Annotated in this window: 11 protein-coding genes; 10 read left to right on the top strand and 1 reads right to left on the bottom strand. The window is 66.8% G+C overall.

Annotated features, from left to right (window positions below; genetic code table 11):
- Positions 1-60 precede the first annotated feature (60 nt).
- The 5 genes from ACFRJ8_RS20865 (at position 61) to ACFRJ8_RS20845 (ending at position 6,731) form a co-directional block, all read left to right on the top strand.
- Positions 61-1,311 carry an iron-containing alcohol dehydrogenase gene (locus ACFRJ8_RS20865; protein ID WP_377988277.1) on the top strand — a complete coding sequence of 417 codons (1,251 nt, stop codon included), beginning with the start codon at positions 61-63 and terminating at the stop codon, positions 1,309-1,311.
- Between the two features lie 19 nt (positions 1,312-1,330).
- Positions 1,331-2,806 (top strand): NAD-dependent succinate-semialdehyde dehydrogenase, encoded by a 1,476-nt coding sequence (locus ACFRJ8_RS20860; RefSeq protein WP_377988276.1) that lies wholly within the window; start codon positions 1,331-1,333, stop codon positions 2,804-2,806.
- 39 nt (positions 2,807-2,845) lie between these two features.
- Entirely contained in the window at positions 2,846-4,219 is a 1,374-nt protein-coding gene (locus ACFRJ8_RS20855; RefSeq protein ID WP_377988275.1) for an MFS transporter, read from the top strand.
- A 186-nt stretch (positions 4,220-4,405) separates the two neighbouring features.
- The gene (locus ACFRJ8_RS20850; protein ID WP_377988274.1) at positions 4,406-6,190 is read left to right on the top strand and encodes a RecQ family ATP-dependent DNA helicase; all 1,785 of its coding nucleotides are present in this window, start codon (positions 4,406-4,408) and stop codon (positions 6,188-6,190) included.
- A 58-nt stretch (positions 6,191-6,248) separates the two neighbouring features.
- The gene (locus ACFRJ8_RS20845; protein WP_377988273.1) at positions 6,249-6,731 is read left to right on the top strand and encodes an SRPBCC domain-containing protein; all 483 of its coding nucleotides are present in this window, start codon (positions 6,249-6,251) and stop codon (positions 6,729-6,731) included.
- A gap of 93 nt (positions 6,732-6,824) precedes the next feature.
- On the opposite strand, the gene pdxA is transcribed toward ACFRJ8_RS20845, so the two are convergent.
- Entirely contained in the window at positions 6,825-9,233 is a 2,409-nt protein-coding gene (pdxA, locus tag ACFRJ8_RS20840; protein WP_377988272.1) for a 4-hydroxythreonine-4-phosphate dehydrogenase PdxA, read from the bottom strand.
- A 260-nt stretch (positions 9,234-9,493) separates the two neighbouring features.
- On the opposite strand from pdxA, the gene ACFRJ8_RS20835 reads away from it, so the two are divergent.
- The 5 genes from ACFRJ8_RS20835 to ACFRJ8_RS20815 are packed head-to-tail and all read left to right on the top strand — an operon-like array spanning position 9,494 to position 14,666.
- A complete protein-coding gene (locus ACFRJ8_RS20835; protein WP_377988271.1) occupies positions 9,494-11,068 on the top strand; it encodes an ABC transporter substrate-binding protein in 1,575 nt (524 codons plus the stop codon).
- A gap of 3 nt (positions 11,069-11,071) precedes the next feature.
- Entirely contained in the window at positions 11,072-12,007 is a 936-nt protein-coding gene (locus ACFRJ8_RS20830; protein ID WP_377988270.1) for an ABC transporter permease, read from the top strand.
- The gene (locus ACFRJ8_RS20825) at positions 12,004-12,954 is read left to right on the top strand and encodes an ABC transporter permease (protein WP_377988269.1); all 951 of its coding nucleotides are present in this window, start codon (positions 12,004-12,006) and stop codon (positions 12,952-12,954) included. The genes ACFRJ8_RS20830 and ACFRJ8_RS20825 overlap by 4 nt, the downstream gene beginning before the upstream one ends.
- Position 12,955: 1 nt before the next feature.
- Positions 12,956-13,843: an ABC transporter ATP-binding protein gene (locus ACFRJ8_RS20820; protein ID WP_377988268.1), complete on the top strand. Its 888-nt coding sequence runs from the start codon at positions 12,956-12,958 to the stop codon at positions 13,841-13,843.
- Complete coding sequence (locus tag ACFRJ8_RS20815; RefSeq protein ID WP_377988267.1) at positions 13,836-14,666, top strand: ATP-binding cassette domain-containing protein; 831 nt, start codon at positions 13,836-13,838, stop codon at positions 14,664-14,666. The genes ACFRJ8_RS20820 and ACFRJ8_RS20815 overlap by 8 nt, the downstream gene beginning before the upstream one ends.
- Positions 14,667-14,708: the final 42 nt, after the last annotated feature.

The raw sequence follows: 14,708 nt of genomic DNA, 5'->3' as shown, positions 1-14,708 counted from the left end.
ATGCTGAGATCTGCGGCACCTTTGGGGAGCCGCCCATCCCACCTCTAGGAGTTATTCACAATGTCGTGTGCGCATGCAGCGGGTATCCGTCCCGCAACTTTCGGCGTCCTCCGCCTGCCGCGGAGCGTCGTCGTCGGCGCCCAGCAGCGCTTCGCCGTCGCCAATATCGCAGCCGAATTCGGGACCAACGTCCTGGTCTGCACCGATCCGCGGCTGGCCGTCTCGGAGGAACTTCAGGCCCTGGTCCGGAGCCTTGAGGACCGGAACCTGACCGTCCGGGTCTACGGGGACACCCAGGCCGAGCTTCCGGTGCCTGGGATCATCGCCTGCGTCGAGGAGCTCAACGGCCAGGAGATCGACGTCATCATCGGTTTTGGCGGCGGCAGCTGCATGGACATGGCGAAGGTCGTCTCCGTGCTGCTCACCCACGGCGGCAAGCCGAGCGACTACTACGGCGAATTCGCCGTTCCCGGCCCCACCAAACCGGTCATCGCACTGCCCACCACGGCGGGCACAGGGTCCGAAGCGACCGCAATCGCCGTCGTCTCCGATCCTGATCTGGGCATGAAGATGGGCATCTCCAGTCCCCACATCATCCCGTTCGCCGCGGTGTGCGATCCCGAGCTCACCTACTCCTGCCCGCCGTCCCTGACGGCCGCCACCGGTGCTGATACCTTCGTGCACCTGGTGGAGTCCTTCACAGCCATCACCCGTGAGCCGACCTCCACCCTGGCCTCGGAACGGGTCTTCGTCGGCAAGAACATCCTGACGGACTCGATTGCCTTGAACGGCATCGGACTGGTGGGCCGTAGCCTGGTCACCGCCTACAAGGACCCGGAGAACACCGAGGCCCGTGGCGGGATGATGCTCGCGGCACTCTACGGCGGTGTGGTCCTCAGCAACGCCGGAACCGCCGCGGCGCACGCCATCCAGTACCCGGTAGGCGCACTTACCCACACCCCGCACGGGGTGGGCGTCGGCCTCCTGCTCCCCTACGTCGTCCGCCACAACTTCCAGACGATCCAGCCGCAGCTGGCGCAGATCGCAGAGGCCCTGGGGCGCGACATCCGCGGGCTCGACGAGCGCGCCGCCGCCGTCGCAGGCGTCGAGGCAATCGACGAGGTCATCGCGGCCATCGAGCTGCCGCCGACGCTGCAGGCCCTTGGCGTGCAGGAAAGCGATCTCGACCAGATCGCCAAGCTGTCGTTGAACTCCAAGCGGCTCATCGACAACAACCCCGTGCCGCTTGATCTCGACGCCGTCACCTCCATCGTCCACGCCGCCTACGCCGGCGACCGCACGATCCGCTAATCAGCAATAAGGACCACTGATGACTCTCCTTTCAACCTCTGAACCGCTCGACGTCGACGGGCTGGCGGTGCCCCGCCAGCTGCTGATCGCGGGGAACTGGCAGGACGCCAGCAGCGGTGACACCGTCGAGGTGATCAACCCCTCCGACGCTTCGGTTATCACCGACATCGCCGACGCCGACGTCGAGGACGGCCTCGCCGCCGTCGACGCCGCAGCAGCAGCCCTCCCGGAGTGGGCCGCGACGCCCCCGCGCCGTCGCGCCGAAATCCTGAGCCGCTGCTTCGACCTGATGACCGAGCGCAGCGAGCAGATCGCCCACCTCATCTCCCTCGAAAACGGCAAGGCCCTGGCCGACGCCCGCGGAGAAGTGGCATACGCCGCGGAATTCTTCCGCTGGTATGCCGAAGAAGCGGTCCGGATCATCGGCGATGTGTCCGTCGCGCCGTCGGGCTCCAACCGGATCTTGGTCCAGCACATGCCGATCGGTGTCTGCGTGCTGATCACCCCCTGGAACTTCCCGGCGGCCATGGCCACTCGGAAGCTGGCACCGGCCCTGGCCGCCGGCTGCACCGCCGTGCTGAAGCCCGCCACGCTCACGCCGCTGTCCACCCTGGCGATCGCCCAGCTGATGATCGACGCGGGAGTCCCCGCCGGCGTCGTCAACATCATCACCACGAGCAAAACCAGCGAGGTCATGACCCCGATCCTTGCGGACCCCCGGGTCCGCAAGCTGTCCTTCACCGGTTCCACCAGCGTCGGACGCCACCTGCTGCGGCAGGCAGCCGACAACGTGCTCAAGTGCTCGATGGAACTGGGCGGCAACGCTCCGTTCCTGGTCTTCGATGACGCGGACCTCGATTTGGCCCTCGACGGCGCCATGATTGCCAAGATGCGCAACGGCGGCCAGGCCTGCACCGCCGCCAACCGGATCTACGTCCAGCGCGGTGTCCACGACGAGTTCGCCCGCCGGCTGGCCGAACGCATGGGCGCCATGCGCGTGGGCCCGGGCACCGACGCCAACACCGAGGTCGGTCCGCTTGTGGACGAGGCCAGCGTCCGCAAAGTCGACTCGCTGGTCCGGGACGCGGTCAGCCAGGGCGCCAGGCTCCTGGCCGGCGGCAAGGCCATCGACGGCGCCGGGTATTACTACCCGCCCACCGTCGTGACCAACGTGCCGTTGCAGGCCCGCATGGTCAGCGAGGAAATCTTCGGGCCGGTGGCCTCGGTCATCCCCTTCGACACCGAAGAGGAAGTCATCGCCGCCGCCAACGATTCCGAGTACGGTCTCGCAGCCTACGTGTTCACCGAGGACCTTCGCCGCGGGCTCAGGGTCTCCGAACGCATCGAAAGCGGCATGGTGGCCCTCAATCGGGGACTCGTTTCCGACCCCGCAGCACCGTTCGGCGGAGTCAAGCAGAGCGGCCTCGGCCGCGAAGGTGCCCACCAGGGCTTGCTGGACTTCACCGAAACCAAATACATCGCCCTCGACTGGTAGCCCGCGGCTCCCTTTGTTTCCATCCGAAAGAAAAGACCAATGACGATCTCTAATACCAAAGCCAAGACGAAGGCGCCCTGGCGCGTTCCGGCTGCCAGCTTCATCGGCACCACCATCGAGTGGTACGACTACTACATCTTCGGTTTGCTCGCCGCCACGGGAGTCTTCAGCCGCCTGTACTTCCCCGAGCAGGATCCGGCCACCGGTCTGCTGATGGCGTTTGTCACCTACGCGGTAGGTTTCGTTGCCCGCCCGTTCGGCGGCATGTTCGCCGGCCACTTCGGGGACAAGATCGGCCGCAAGCCCATGCTGGTGCTCTCCCTGCTCATCATGGGTGCTGCCACCCTGGCCATGGGTCTGCTTCCCACCTACGCGCAGATCGGAGTCTGGGCTCCCATCCTGCTGACGGTGCTGCGCCTGCTGCAGGGCTTCGGCGCCGGAGCCGAGTGGGCCGGGGCTGCCGTCATCTCCATCGAACACGCCCCTGCCGGCCGCAGCGGATTCTTCGGAAGCTTCACCCAGATGGGCGTCCCGGCAGGCATGCTGCTGGCCAACTCCAGCGTCCTGGCCGTCAAGGCCGCCGTACCGGCAGAGGTCTTCGACGCCTGGGCCTGGCGCCTTCCGTTCCTGCTCAGCGTGATCCTGATCGTCACCGGCATGGTGGTCCGCAGCAAGCTTGAAGACTCCAACGACTTCAAGGAACTCGTGGCGACGAACCAGACCTCGAAGAAGCCGCTAGGCGAGGCCATGAAGAAGGAAACCAAGGGAATCTGGCTCGTTGTCGGCATGCGACTGGCAGAAAACTCCGCTTTCTACCTGTACACGACGTTCTCGGTGGTCTACATCATGAAGACGTTTGGAGCCGAGCGCGCCAACCAGGGCACGATGTCCGTTCTCATTGCCTCGGGCATCGGCGTCTTCGCCGTCCCGCTGTGGGCGATCCTCTCGGACAAGATTGGGCGCAAGCCGCTTTACCTGTTCGGTTCCATTGGCGGACTCCTGTTCTTCCCGCTCTACTTCGTCATGACGGACACCGGCAGCGCGCTGCTGGCAACGCTCGCCATCATCATCGGGCTCGCCGTCTTCCACAACTCGATGTACGGCCCGCAGGCGGCCTTCTTTGCGGAACTGTTCTCCACCAAGCTGCGCTACAGCGGCGCGTCCATGGGCTACCAGTTCGGCTCGGTCCTGGCAGGCGGCATCGCGCCTCTTGTCGCCGTGGCGCTCCTCACCGCCGGCAACGGCAAGCCGGGCTGGGTGATCCTGTACTTCAGCATCATCGGCGTCATCACCGTCGTCGCAACCCTGCTCGCACCCGAAACGCTCGAAAAGCTGGACCGGCGCATCACCGCCGCCCAGGAGCTGGACGAGAAAAACGCAGCGATTGCACAGGAGCGCGTCAGCGCTAACTGACACTCCCTGAAATAAGGCGGGCGCCGTCCGGGTCGAAGGTAGGCCTGGGCGGCGCCCGCGTTTTAAGGCCGGAAGTGACCCCGCGTTCATTTAGACGGCCGCCAATCGTTCAGCGGCAAGGGATATGCTGGAACCTCGGCTGAAGACACCCGGCCATCAGATCGCACCCCCTACGGAGCTGCCATCATGACCGAGGCAATTGCCCCCGCCCTGCCCACAGACGAAGCCCCCACAGATACCGTCCGCAGCGACGCAACCACCAGCCCTAATCCGGACGCGGACCTCCGCCAACTCGCGGCCGAGACCTTCGGGCTCCCCCAGCTCCGCGCCGGCCAGCTCGCAGGGATGAAGGCCCTCGTCAGCGGCGGGGACGTCCTCGCCGTGATGCCCACCGGCTATGGCAAGTCGGCCCTTTACCAGCTGGCCGCGCTGCAGCTACACCGAAACCAAGGCCAGGGCCAAGCCGCCCGGAAGCCAACCCAAGCAGGCAGCCCAAGGCGCGGTCCCGCCGTCGTGGTGTCCCCGCTGATCGCACTCCAGGAGGACCAGCTGGACCGGCTGCTGGAGACGCTGGGCGGGGAGGCCGCCGTCGCCATCAACTCCGGCCGCAGCGATACCCAGGTGAACGACGCCTGGGATGCCGCGGAGCGAGGCGACGCCGTCTATATGTTCCTGGCCCCCGAACAGCTGGCCAAGACCGAAACCGTGGAACGGCTCGCGGCCCTGGGCGTCTCGCTGTTCGTGGTGGACGAGGCACACTGCGTCTCCTCCTGGGGCCACGATTTCCGGCCCGATTACCTGCGCCTCGGCGAGGTCCGCGAACAGCTGGGCAACCCGCCCGTCGTGGGCCTCACCGCCACCGCTTCTCCCCCGGTGCGCGACGAGATCCAGCAGCGCCTGCGCATGAAGGACCCCCTGGTGCTGGTGCACGGCTTCGACCGGACCAACATCAGCCTGGACGTGGTCCGCCACCTCACGGACAGGGACAAGCGCCGCGCCGTGACGGAGCAGGTGGCCGAGCTCAAGGGCCCCGGCCTGCTGTACGCCGCCACGCGCAAAGACACCGAGGCTTACGCAACCGAGCTGGCCGACCGCGGCCTTCGCAGCGCGGCGTACCACGCCGGCAGGAAGCAGAGCGAGCGGGACCGCGTCCACGAACAGTTCCTTGACGACGAACTTGACGTGGTGGTGGCCACCACCGCTTTCGGCATGGGCATCGACAAACCCAACGTTCGCTTCGTGGTCCACGCCGATATCCCGGAGTCGCCGGACAGCTACTACCAGGAGATCGGCCGCTCCGGGCGCGACGGCGAACCCGCCTCCGCGGTCCTGCACTACCGGCCCGAGGATCTGGGCCTGCGCAAGTTCTTCGGCACGCACGCCCCGGACGAGGAAGGGCTCTTGGCCGTCCTCCAGGCGCTGCGGGCCGCCGAGGGGCCCCTGAAGCAGAAGGAGCTCGGCGAGCAGACCGGGTTCTCCCCGCGGAAGCTCACCGGTTTGCTGAACCAGCTGCAGGAAACCCGCGCCGTCAAAATCGGGAAGCGCGGCAGCCGGCTGGAGGCGGGCGCGAAGCTGCCCACGGTGGTGGAACGCGCCGTCGAACACGCCGAAGCACGCCAACGCGTGGACCGCTCCCGCATCGAGATGATGCGCGGCTACGCCGAGACTGACGGCTGCCGGCGCCAGTTCCTGCTCGGCTACTTCGGCGAGGACCTCCCCGAGCCCTGCGGCAACTGCGACACCTGCGCGGACGGTTCCGCCTACGAGGAGGACCACGACGACGGCGATGCGGCCGCCGCGGGCGGGGAACCGTTCCCGCTTCAGGCCGCGGTGGTCCACAAGGAATGGGGGCCGGGCATCGTCATGCGGCACGAGGATGACGTGATCACGGTGCTGTTCGAGCAGGAGGGCTACAAAACGCTGTCCCGCCAGGCCGTGACGCAAGGCAAGCTGCTGCGGCTCGCGACATGATTGGCGCTGCCAGCTGTGTCCGCTTCCGTGAGCGTCCGGAGGATGCCAGAGTTGCAGGATGAATGAGGAAACCGGTAACGAGACTGCCGGCGGCCGGGCAACCGGCGGGCTGGTCCTGAACCTGGAGTGCACGCTCGCGGCTCGCCCGGAAGAAGTCTTCAGGATGCTGACGGAGTCGACCGAGCTGGTGAAGTGGTGGGGTCCGCACGGCTTCGCCATCCCCGAGGCCGACGTCAACCTTGTGGTGGGCGGCCGCTACCGCCTCGCCATGACGCCACCGGACGGCGAAACGTTCCACCTCTCCGGCGAGTTCCTGGAGATCGACCCACCATGGCGTCTGGTGTACACCTTCCGCTGGGACGAACCGACGCCGGACGACCGGGAGACCGTTGTCGACCTCTCCCTCGGAAGCGCCGGCGAAGGCACACGCGTAGCGCTCTCCCAGGGACCGTTCCTGACAGAGGAACGACTGGACCTGCACCGCAACGGCTGGACCCAGTCGTTCGAGAAATTGCAGGCGGTCTTAGATAGCCGCACGTGAGGAAGTCTGGTCCGCTAGCCCCGACTGGCGGCGCCCGCTTAAACGAAAGGAGGGCGGCCACCAAGGTGGCCGCCCCCGTCTTTGTGGAAGCTCTTACCCCTGCATCACCGGGCTGGGGGACATCTCGGCGGCTTGGCGCAGGGCCTCGATCATGCTGCGCACGTCCACGATGCCCTTGCCCGCGATATCGAAGGCGGTGCCGTGGTCCACGGAGGTGCGGATTACCGGCAGGCCCACGGTGATGTTGACGCCGGCCTCGATGCCCAGGACCTTCACCGGGCCGTGGCCCTGGTCGTGGTACATCGCGACGATCAGGTCGAAGTCGCCGCGGCCGGCCAGGAAGAACGCGGTGTCCGCCGGGAGCGGGCCGCGGGCGTCGATGCCGTCGGCCTGCAGCTTCTCGATGGCCGGGGTGATCTTCTCCGCTTCCTCGCCATAGCCAAACAGGCCGTTCTCCCCCGCGTGCGGGTTGATGGCGCAGACGCCGATCTTGGGGTTGGCGATGCCGGCGCGCTGCATGGCGCTGTAGCCGCGCCGCACAGTGCGTTCCACCAGGCCGGGCTCGATCTTGTTGATCGCATCGATCAGGCCGATGTGCGTGGTGACATGGATGACCTTAACCTTGGGCGTGGAGAGCATCATGGACACTTCCTCAATCCCCATGAAGTGCGCCAGCAGCTCTGTGTGGCCCGGGTAAACGTGCCCGGCCTTGTGCAGCGCGGCCTTGTTCAGCGGCGCGGTGCAGATCCCCTGCACCTCCCCCTTCATCCCGAGCTCGCAGGCGATCCGGATGTAGTGGTAGGCGGCGTTGCCGGCCTCGGCCGATTCCACACCCCAGGGCAGGTCGTGCGAAAGCAGTTTGGGATCAATCACGTTGATGCGGCCCGGTTCGAAGACGGCCTGGGTCACGTCCTGAATCTCCACGATGTCCGCCACGACGCCCAGCGCCTTCGCACCCAGCTCCAGCCGGTACACGTCGCCAATGACAATGGGCCGGCAGTCCCGGTAGGCGTTTTCGGCCAGCAGCGCGCCCACCGTGACTTCGGGGCCGACGCCGGCGCCGTCGCCCATGGTTACGGCGATAACGGGGCGGGCATCCGGGGCTGTTGCCTTCAAATCGGTGGCATTCAACTCGGCTGCTTTCAAGACTGAATTCATGGTTTCTCCAGATTTTGCGGAAGGGTCGAGTGGTTCTTGACGTGCGGTGCCGGCCGGTTCAGTGGCCCGGCGGTTTTGGATCGAGTGGTAGAGCTGCAGCAGGGCCCGGTCATCGCCGAAGCTCCCGGGCTTGGTGCCCACCAGCCTGCCGTCGTCGGCGAGGCTGGCCACCGCGCCGTGCTGTTCGGCGCCGAGCGGCTCCAGCGCGCGGATGCCAAGGCGCTCCAGCACCTCGCGGGCGGTCTCGCCGCCGGTAAGGATGAGATCGGGAACGACGACGGGTCCCGACTGCGGGCCGGCGGCGGCGGACACGAAGTCCGCCAGGTTGCTGACGATCGCGCCGGCCTCGCGGGGATCCACTTGTTCCGCGGTGACCGTCAGGGCCACCGGCTCGCTAGCGGCCAGGGCCTCACGGACAACGCCTAGCTTCGGCGACGTTCCAGGCCCACGCAATTCCGCCGGGCTGAGGCCGACGCGCGTGAATCCGCCGGCCTGCAGCTCCCGCAGTTGCCTGCGTGCGGCCTCGGAGGCGGAGCCGACGACGGCGAGCACCGGCCGTGCGGGACGGCTTCCGGTGAGGTCTGGGGTACTTGCGTCCCCTGCTAGCTGCGCATTTCGCGCAGAGGCCGGGGCTTCGGCGTTCGCTGCGGAGCGCGATACCGGCCGCAGCGTCTGGGCGAGCACGGCAGCGATGCCGCCCGTGCCCACGAGGACAATCCTGCGACCTCCGGCGGCGTAGTCCAATTCCGCCAGGGCCGCGACGACGGCTTCCAGGTCTGCCTCCGTCTCGCCGTCGGCCACCACGGTCACGGCGCCTTCATTCGAGAACAGCTGCAGGAGTCGCTCGGCGAGGTCTGGGGAGCGCACCGCGGCGAGATCCAACGCCTGCGCGGAACTTTGCATCAGGACGTCGGCCACACGTGCGGGCGGCGTAGCTGCCTCCGCCTTCCAGAGTCCGGTGTCTGCCAGCGGCACGCCGTCGGCGTAGGGACGCCCTTCCATCACGGTCCGCCGCAACTGCGGCAGGGCGCCGGCAACCAACACGTGGAAACCGAGATCCGTCAGGGACGCCACTTCGACGCCCACATTGCCCCGCCACAGCGAATCGATCTTCTTGAACAGCACCGCAGCGTCGGCAGCGGCCGACCCCGCGAACACCCGGGCCACGGCGGCTGCGGCAGCTTCAGGTGCAGATGACCGCGAATGGGTGTCAACGACGATCACGTCGGAAGTCGCGGAAGATGGTTCAAGCAGGATCCGCGTGTCAAACCCCTGCCGGGCGAAGCGCTCCCCCACTTCAGCGGCTCCGGAAAAGTCATCGGCCTGTATGAGCACTGTTGCCATGTCCCCTCCTCCCTTGGATCGAACTGGACGTTGAGTTGCTATTGGAACTGGCACTGAACTGGATAGCGAGCCAGCAAATGAGCCAGAAGTGACTAAGTATCGAGTTCTTCATCAAGCTGTCGATGTCCTCATCATGACACAACTGCGCGAATCGCGCTAGAACTGTTGCGCGAATCGCGCAAACGTGGCAAGGTGATCCATGTAACACGGCGCAGGCCATCCGGTCGCCAGCCGTCCCCCGTTCTACCGAGAGGTCAACGATGACCGTTCTTCCTCAAGGACCCGAGATTTCCCGGCGCCGCCTGCTGCAATTCGGCGGACTGGCCGGACTTCTCCTGAGCACAGGCAGCGTTGCCGGATGTGCCGGCCCCACCGGCCTGCCGGGGCCGAGCACCCTGACCCTGGCGCTCAACCGCTCGCTGGTCAGCCTGGACAACAAACTCAACCAGTTCGACGCCGCCGTCACGGTCCAGCGCGCCGTACGCCAGGGACTCACCGCCATCGGCCCCGAGACCAAGCCCGTCTTGGTCCTGGCCGAAAGCTTCGTCATGACCTCCCCCACGGTATGGACTGTCCGCCTCCGCGAAGGCGTCAAGTACTCCGACGGCACGCCGCTGAAGATCGAGGACGTGGCCACGGCCCTGAAGATGTACCAGCAGGTCCAGGGCTCCTTTGTGGCCGGCTTCTTCCCCGAGTTCCCCACCGTGGTGCCGGTTGATGACCGGACGTTCCGGATGGAATCCAAGAAGCCCATCCCCATCCTGGATTCGCTCATGAGCATGATCCTGATCAGCCCCGCGGCCAAGAACAAGCCCGAAGAGCTGCAGGACGGCGTGGGCACCGGCCCGTACGTCGTGACCAAGTTCAACCGCGGCGCCGGCACCTACAGCCTCCGCCGGAACGAGAACTATTGGGGTCCGGCTCCCGCGGTGGACACCGTCGAGGTCCGGTTCCTCCCGGAGGAATCCAGCCGCGTCATTGCGTTGCGCAGCGGCGAAGTGGACGTCATCGACTCCATCACGCCCGACTCGCGCGAACAGCTGGCCGGACTTCCCGGCGTCGTACTTAAAGAGGCGTCCAGCCTCCGGCTGAACCAGATCTTCTTCAACTTCCGCAAACCGGCCGGGCACCCGCTGGCCGATGTCCGGGTCCGCGAGGCCCTTAGCTGGGCCATCGACGGCGAAGCCCTGGTGAAGAACGTGCTGGTGAACTCCGTCAGCCAGGCCGAGGGCGTCACCCCCTCCAGCCTGACCGGCTTCGCCAAGACCGGCGCATACGTCTACGATCCCGAGAAGGCCAAGGCCAGGCTCAAGGAGCTGGGCGTCACCGACCTCACCCTGAAGATCATCTGGGAAACCGGCGAATTCGCGTCCGACACCTCCGTCATGGAGGCCCTGGTGGAAATGTTCGGCAATATCGGCGTCAAGACCACGCTCCAGCAGTTCGAACCCGGCGGCAACATCCTGGCCTGGCGCCAGGGCAAGGAAGGCGACTGGGACCTGCTGGGCAACGGCTTCAGCAGCCCCACCGGCCTGGCCATCACCATGATGCAGGGCATGTACGCCGGCACCGCGGAGAAGGAAAAGACCCGCGACACCTACCAGGGGTACGTAAAGCCCGAGGTGCAGGCCAAGATTCAGGCCGCCGCAACCGAGGTGGATCCCGTGCGCCGGCAGCAGCTGCTCGCAGTGGCGCAAAAGGCCATCTGGGACACCTGGCCCTGCGCGTGGGCGTTCGTGCCCAAGTCCGTGCTGGCCCACCGGGATCGCGTGGGCGGTCTGTCGCTGGCGCCCACCAACTCCTACCCGCTTGCTGACGTCCGGCTGGAGGCCTAGATCATGACGAAGTACATCCTCAAGCGGCTCGGACAGGGCCTGCTGACCGTGTTCCTCACGGTCTCCACCGTGTTCATCCTGATCCGGCTGGCCCCGGGCGACCCTGCCGTGGCCTACGCCGGACCGCTGGCCACCACCGAGGAACTGGCAAAGGTCCGCCAGCAGTTCGGCCTGGACCTGCCCCTGATCGAGCAGTACTGGATCTTCCTGCAGCAGCTGTTCACCGGCAACCTTGGCACCTCGTACTCCTTCCAGGCCCCGGCCATTCAGGTGGTGCTGGAACGGATGCCGTACACGCTGACCCTGGCCACGGCCTCGATCCTGCTCACCGCGGTGATCGCCATCCCGCTGGGCGTCTGGATGTCCCGCCGTCCGGACACCAAGAGCGAATTCGGCGTCAACGTCCTGACCATCGCCGGGCAGTCCATGCCGGACTTCTGGACCGGCATCATGCTGCTCACCTTCTTCGCAGTCCTGGTCCCGATCTTCCCGGCTTCCGGCTTCGCCACCTGGGGCGGCCTGGTCCTGCCCACCGTCACCATCGCCATCCTGCAGATCGCCCTGATCTCCCGGATGGTCCGGCGCGAAATGACCACCAACTTCGCCGCACCCTACCTGACCGTGGCCCGTTCCCGCGGCGTCCGGGGATCCCTGCTGACCTGGCGCTACGCCATGGGCAACTCGGCCATCCCGGTCTTCACGGCCCTGGGCACCCGCTTCGCGGCCATGCTTAACGGCGTGGTGGTGGTGGAGGTCGTCTTCGCCTGGCCCGGCGTCGGCTCCCTTGTTGTCCGGGCGCTGGAGACCCGCGATTACCCGCTGATCGTGGCCACCGTACTGGTCACCGCGCTGCTGGCGGTCGCCGTCCAGCTGGTCATCGACCTCGCCTACCCCCTGCTTGATCCCCGCGTTCGTCTTGGAAAGGCGGCCACAGCATGAGCCTCAGCGACACCGCAACTCCTTCCGCAGCAGACCCGGCGGGCCTCGCCGACGAGGCATCTGCCCGGAAGCACTCCCCCAGCGCCGTCACCAAGGAACTGATCGCCAAGGCCGCGGCCACCCGCCGCCGGATCTCCTCAAAGGTGAAGATCCGCACCGGCATCATCTGCACCCTGCTGGTGGCCCTTCCCATCCTGCTGGCCCAGGTCCTGCCCCTTCCCAACCCCAACCACCAGGACCTTGCGCAGCGGCTGCTTCCGCCGCTGACGGACGGACACTTGTTCGGCACCGACCAGCTGGGCCGCGACCTCCTCTCCCGCGTCCTCTACGGCGGCCAGGTCTCGCTCACCATCGGCGTCCTCGCCGTGCTGGTCTCCGGCGTCCTCGGCGTCATCGCCGGAGCAGCCGCCGGCTACTTCGGCGGCAAGCTGGACACCGTTGTCTCCCGCCTGATCGAGGCGCAGATGTCACTGCCGCTGCTGATGATGCTCCTGCTGGTGGTGGCGCTCTTCGGGCCCTCTATTCCGGTCATCACCTTCGTAATCGCCATCGCCCAATGGCCCGAAGTGGCGCGCCTGACCCGGTCCATGGTGCTGGTGGAACGCGAAAAGCCCTACGTCTCCGCCGCCCGGATCCTGGGCCTGCACCGCGTGCAGATCCTGATCCAGCACATCATCCCCAACGTCATCAAGCAGGCCACCCTGGTGGTTCTGCTCCTCCTGGCCCAGGCCGTGCTGCTGGAAAGCGCGCTCAGCTTCCTCGGCGCCGGCCCGCAGCGCCCGTTCGCCACCTGGGGCCGCATCATCTCCGACGGCCAGGACTACATCACCACCGCCTGGTGGCTGGTGACGCTGCCCGGCCTGGTGATTGTGCTCATGGTGGTGGGCGTGAACCTGCTGGGCGACGGCCTCCGCGACCGTCCCCGCCGCAAGAAGAAGGGTGCCTGAGATGAACAAGCACGTTGATGCCACCGCGTATACAGAACAGCCGCTGCTGGAGGTCCGCGACTTCCAGGTGGAACTGATCACCGACGCCGGCATTGTCCGCGCCGTGGATTCCGTCAGCTTCACCATCCACCGGGGCGAGACGGTCACCATTATCGGTGAGTCCGGTTCCGGGAAATCGACGACGGCGATGGGCCTCCTCCGGCTGCTGCCGGACGACCTCGCCGTGATCTCAGGGTCGGTCAAGATCGACGGCGTGGACGTGATCGCCGATTCCAAGGCAATCGACAAGGTCCGCGGCAAGACCCTCGCACTGATCCCGCAGGACCCTATGACGGCCCTGAGCCCGGTGCACTCGATCGGCAACCAGCTGTTCGAGGCCATCCGGATCGCCGGCGCGGCCTCGACCAAGGAAAAGGGCGCCGTCCGGGCCCGCGCCATCCGGCTGCTGGAACAGGTCCACATCCCCACCCCGGATGCGCAGCTCAAGAAGTACCCGCACCAGCTCTCCGGCGGTATGCTCCAGCGCGTTCTGATCGCCATAGCGCTGGCCAGCGAGCCGCAGCTGCTGGTCGCCGACGAGCCCACGTCCGCCCTGGACGTCACCGTGCAGGCCGGCATCCTGGACCTGCTGCTGGAGCTGCAGGAACAGCGCGGCATCGGCATCCTGATGATCACGCACGACCTAGGCGTGGCGCGTCTGATCTCGGACCGGATCCACGTCATGAAGGACGGCGCGTTCGTCGAGTCCGGCGAGGTCCAGCAGATCGTGGACAACCCGGCCACCGAGTACACCCGCAAGCTGCTCGCCGCCATCCCCGTCCTGGGCGCGTGGGACGAAACGCCGGCGGCCAACACCGCCCTGACCACGACCGGAGCCAGCCATGAATAAGCCGTTCCTTTCCGTCGAAAACCTCGTGGTGGACTACCACGTCTCCGGCGGAACCTTCCGGGCCGTGGACGACGTCTCCTTCTCGGTGGAGAAGGGCAAGACGATCGCCGTCGTCGGGGAATCCGGCTGCGGCAAGTCGACCATCGCCAAGGCCCTCATGCGCCTGGTCACGCCGACCAGCGGGCGGATCGACCTGGACGGCACGGACCTGGCAGCACTCAGCGAGGCCAAGCTCCGGCCCCTGCGCTCCAAGTTCCAGATGGTCTTCCAGGACCCGTACGGTTCCCTGGATCCGCACCTCACGGCGCAGGAAATCGTGGCCGAGCCGCTGAAGCTCCAGGGTGTCCGGTCGCGGAAAGAGCGGAACAAGGCGGCGGCCAGCCTGATCGACCAGGTGGGCCTGCCGGTCGCATCCCTGGACAAGCAACCGTCAGAGTTCTCGGGCGGGCAGCGGCAGCGGATCGGGATTGCCCGGGCGCTGGCGTCAAAGCCCGAACTGCTGGTCTGCGACGAGGCCACGAGCGCGCTGGACGTCTCGGTGCAGGCCCAGGTGCTCCGGTTGCTGAAGTCCATCCAGGACGAAACCGGCATCACTTACGTCTTCATTTCGCACAACCTCGGCGTGGTGCAGGAGATCAGCGATACCGTGATGGTCATGCAGCGCGGCAAGCTCGTGGAGCACGGGACGACGGCGCAGGTGCTGACCGCGCCGCGGGAGGACTACACCCGCCGGCTCCGCCGCGCCGCCCTCGACCCGTCCACCATGAGCGGCCTGAAGCCCCGGCACCTGGTCTCGTCGCTCGCGCTGAAGACCAGCGCCTGAGCCCGCCGGCCACTCACCCGTCAACGCACCCAAACGTCAAGC

The organism is Arthrobacter sp. NPDC056886, assembly GCF_042788715.1.
Classification (GTDB): domain Bacteria; phylum Actinomycetota; class Actinomycetes; order Actinomycetales; family Micrococcaceae; genus Arthrobacter.
This window is presented reverse-complemented; position numbering and strand designations above follow the sequence as displayed.

Bases quoted from the DNA above. Each gene is read 5' to 3' on its own strand.
- ACFRJ8_RS20855 (WP_377988275.1), top strand. From the start codon at position 2,846: ATGACGATCTCTAATACCAAAGCCAAGACGAAGGCGCCCTGGCGCGTT.
- ACFRJ8_RS20865 (WP_377988277.1), top strand. From the start codon at position 61: ATGTCGTGTGCGCATGCAGCGGGTATCCGTCCCGCAACTTTCGGCGTC.
- ACFRJ8_RS20850 (WP_377988274.1), top strand. From the start codon at position 4,406: ATGACCGAGGCAATTGCCCCCGCCCTGCCCACAGACGAAGCCCCCACA.
- ACFRJ8_RS20835 (WP_377988271.1), top strand. From the start codon at position 9,494: ATGACCGTTCTTCCTCAAGGACCCGAGATTTCCCGGCGCCGCCTGCTG.
- ACFRJ8_RS20830 (WP_377988270.1), top strand. From the start codon at position 11,072: ATGACGAAGTACATCCTCAAGCGGCTCGGACAGGGCCTGCTGACCGTG.
- ACFRJ8_RS20845 (WP_377988273.1), top strand. From the start codon at position 6,249: ATGAATGAGGAAACCGGTAACGAGACTGCCGGCGGCCGGGCAACCGGC.
- ACFRJ8_RS20825 (WP_377988269.1), top strand. From the start codon at position 12,004: ATGAGCCTCAGCGACACCGCAACTCCTTCCGCAGCAGACCCGGCGGGC.
- pdxA (WP_377988272.1), bottom strand. From the start codon at position 9,233: ATGGCAACAGTGCTCATACAGGCCGATGACTTTTCCGGAGCCGCTGAA.
- ACFRJ8_RS20815 (WP_377988267.1), top strand. From the start codon at position 13,836: ATGAATAAGCCGTTCCTTTCCGTCGAAAACCTCGTGGTGGACTACCAC.
- ACFRJ8_RS20860 (WP_377988276.1), top strand. From the start codon at position 1,331: ATGACTCTCCTTTCAACCTCTGAACCGCTCGACGTCGACGGGCTGGCG.
- ACFRJ8_RS20820 (WP_377988268.1), top strand. From the start codon at position 12,956: ATGAACAAGCACGTTGATGCCACCGCGTATACAGAACAGCCGCTGCTG.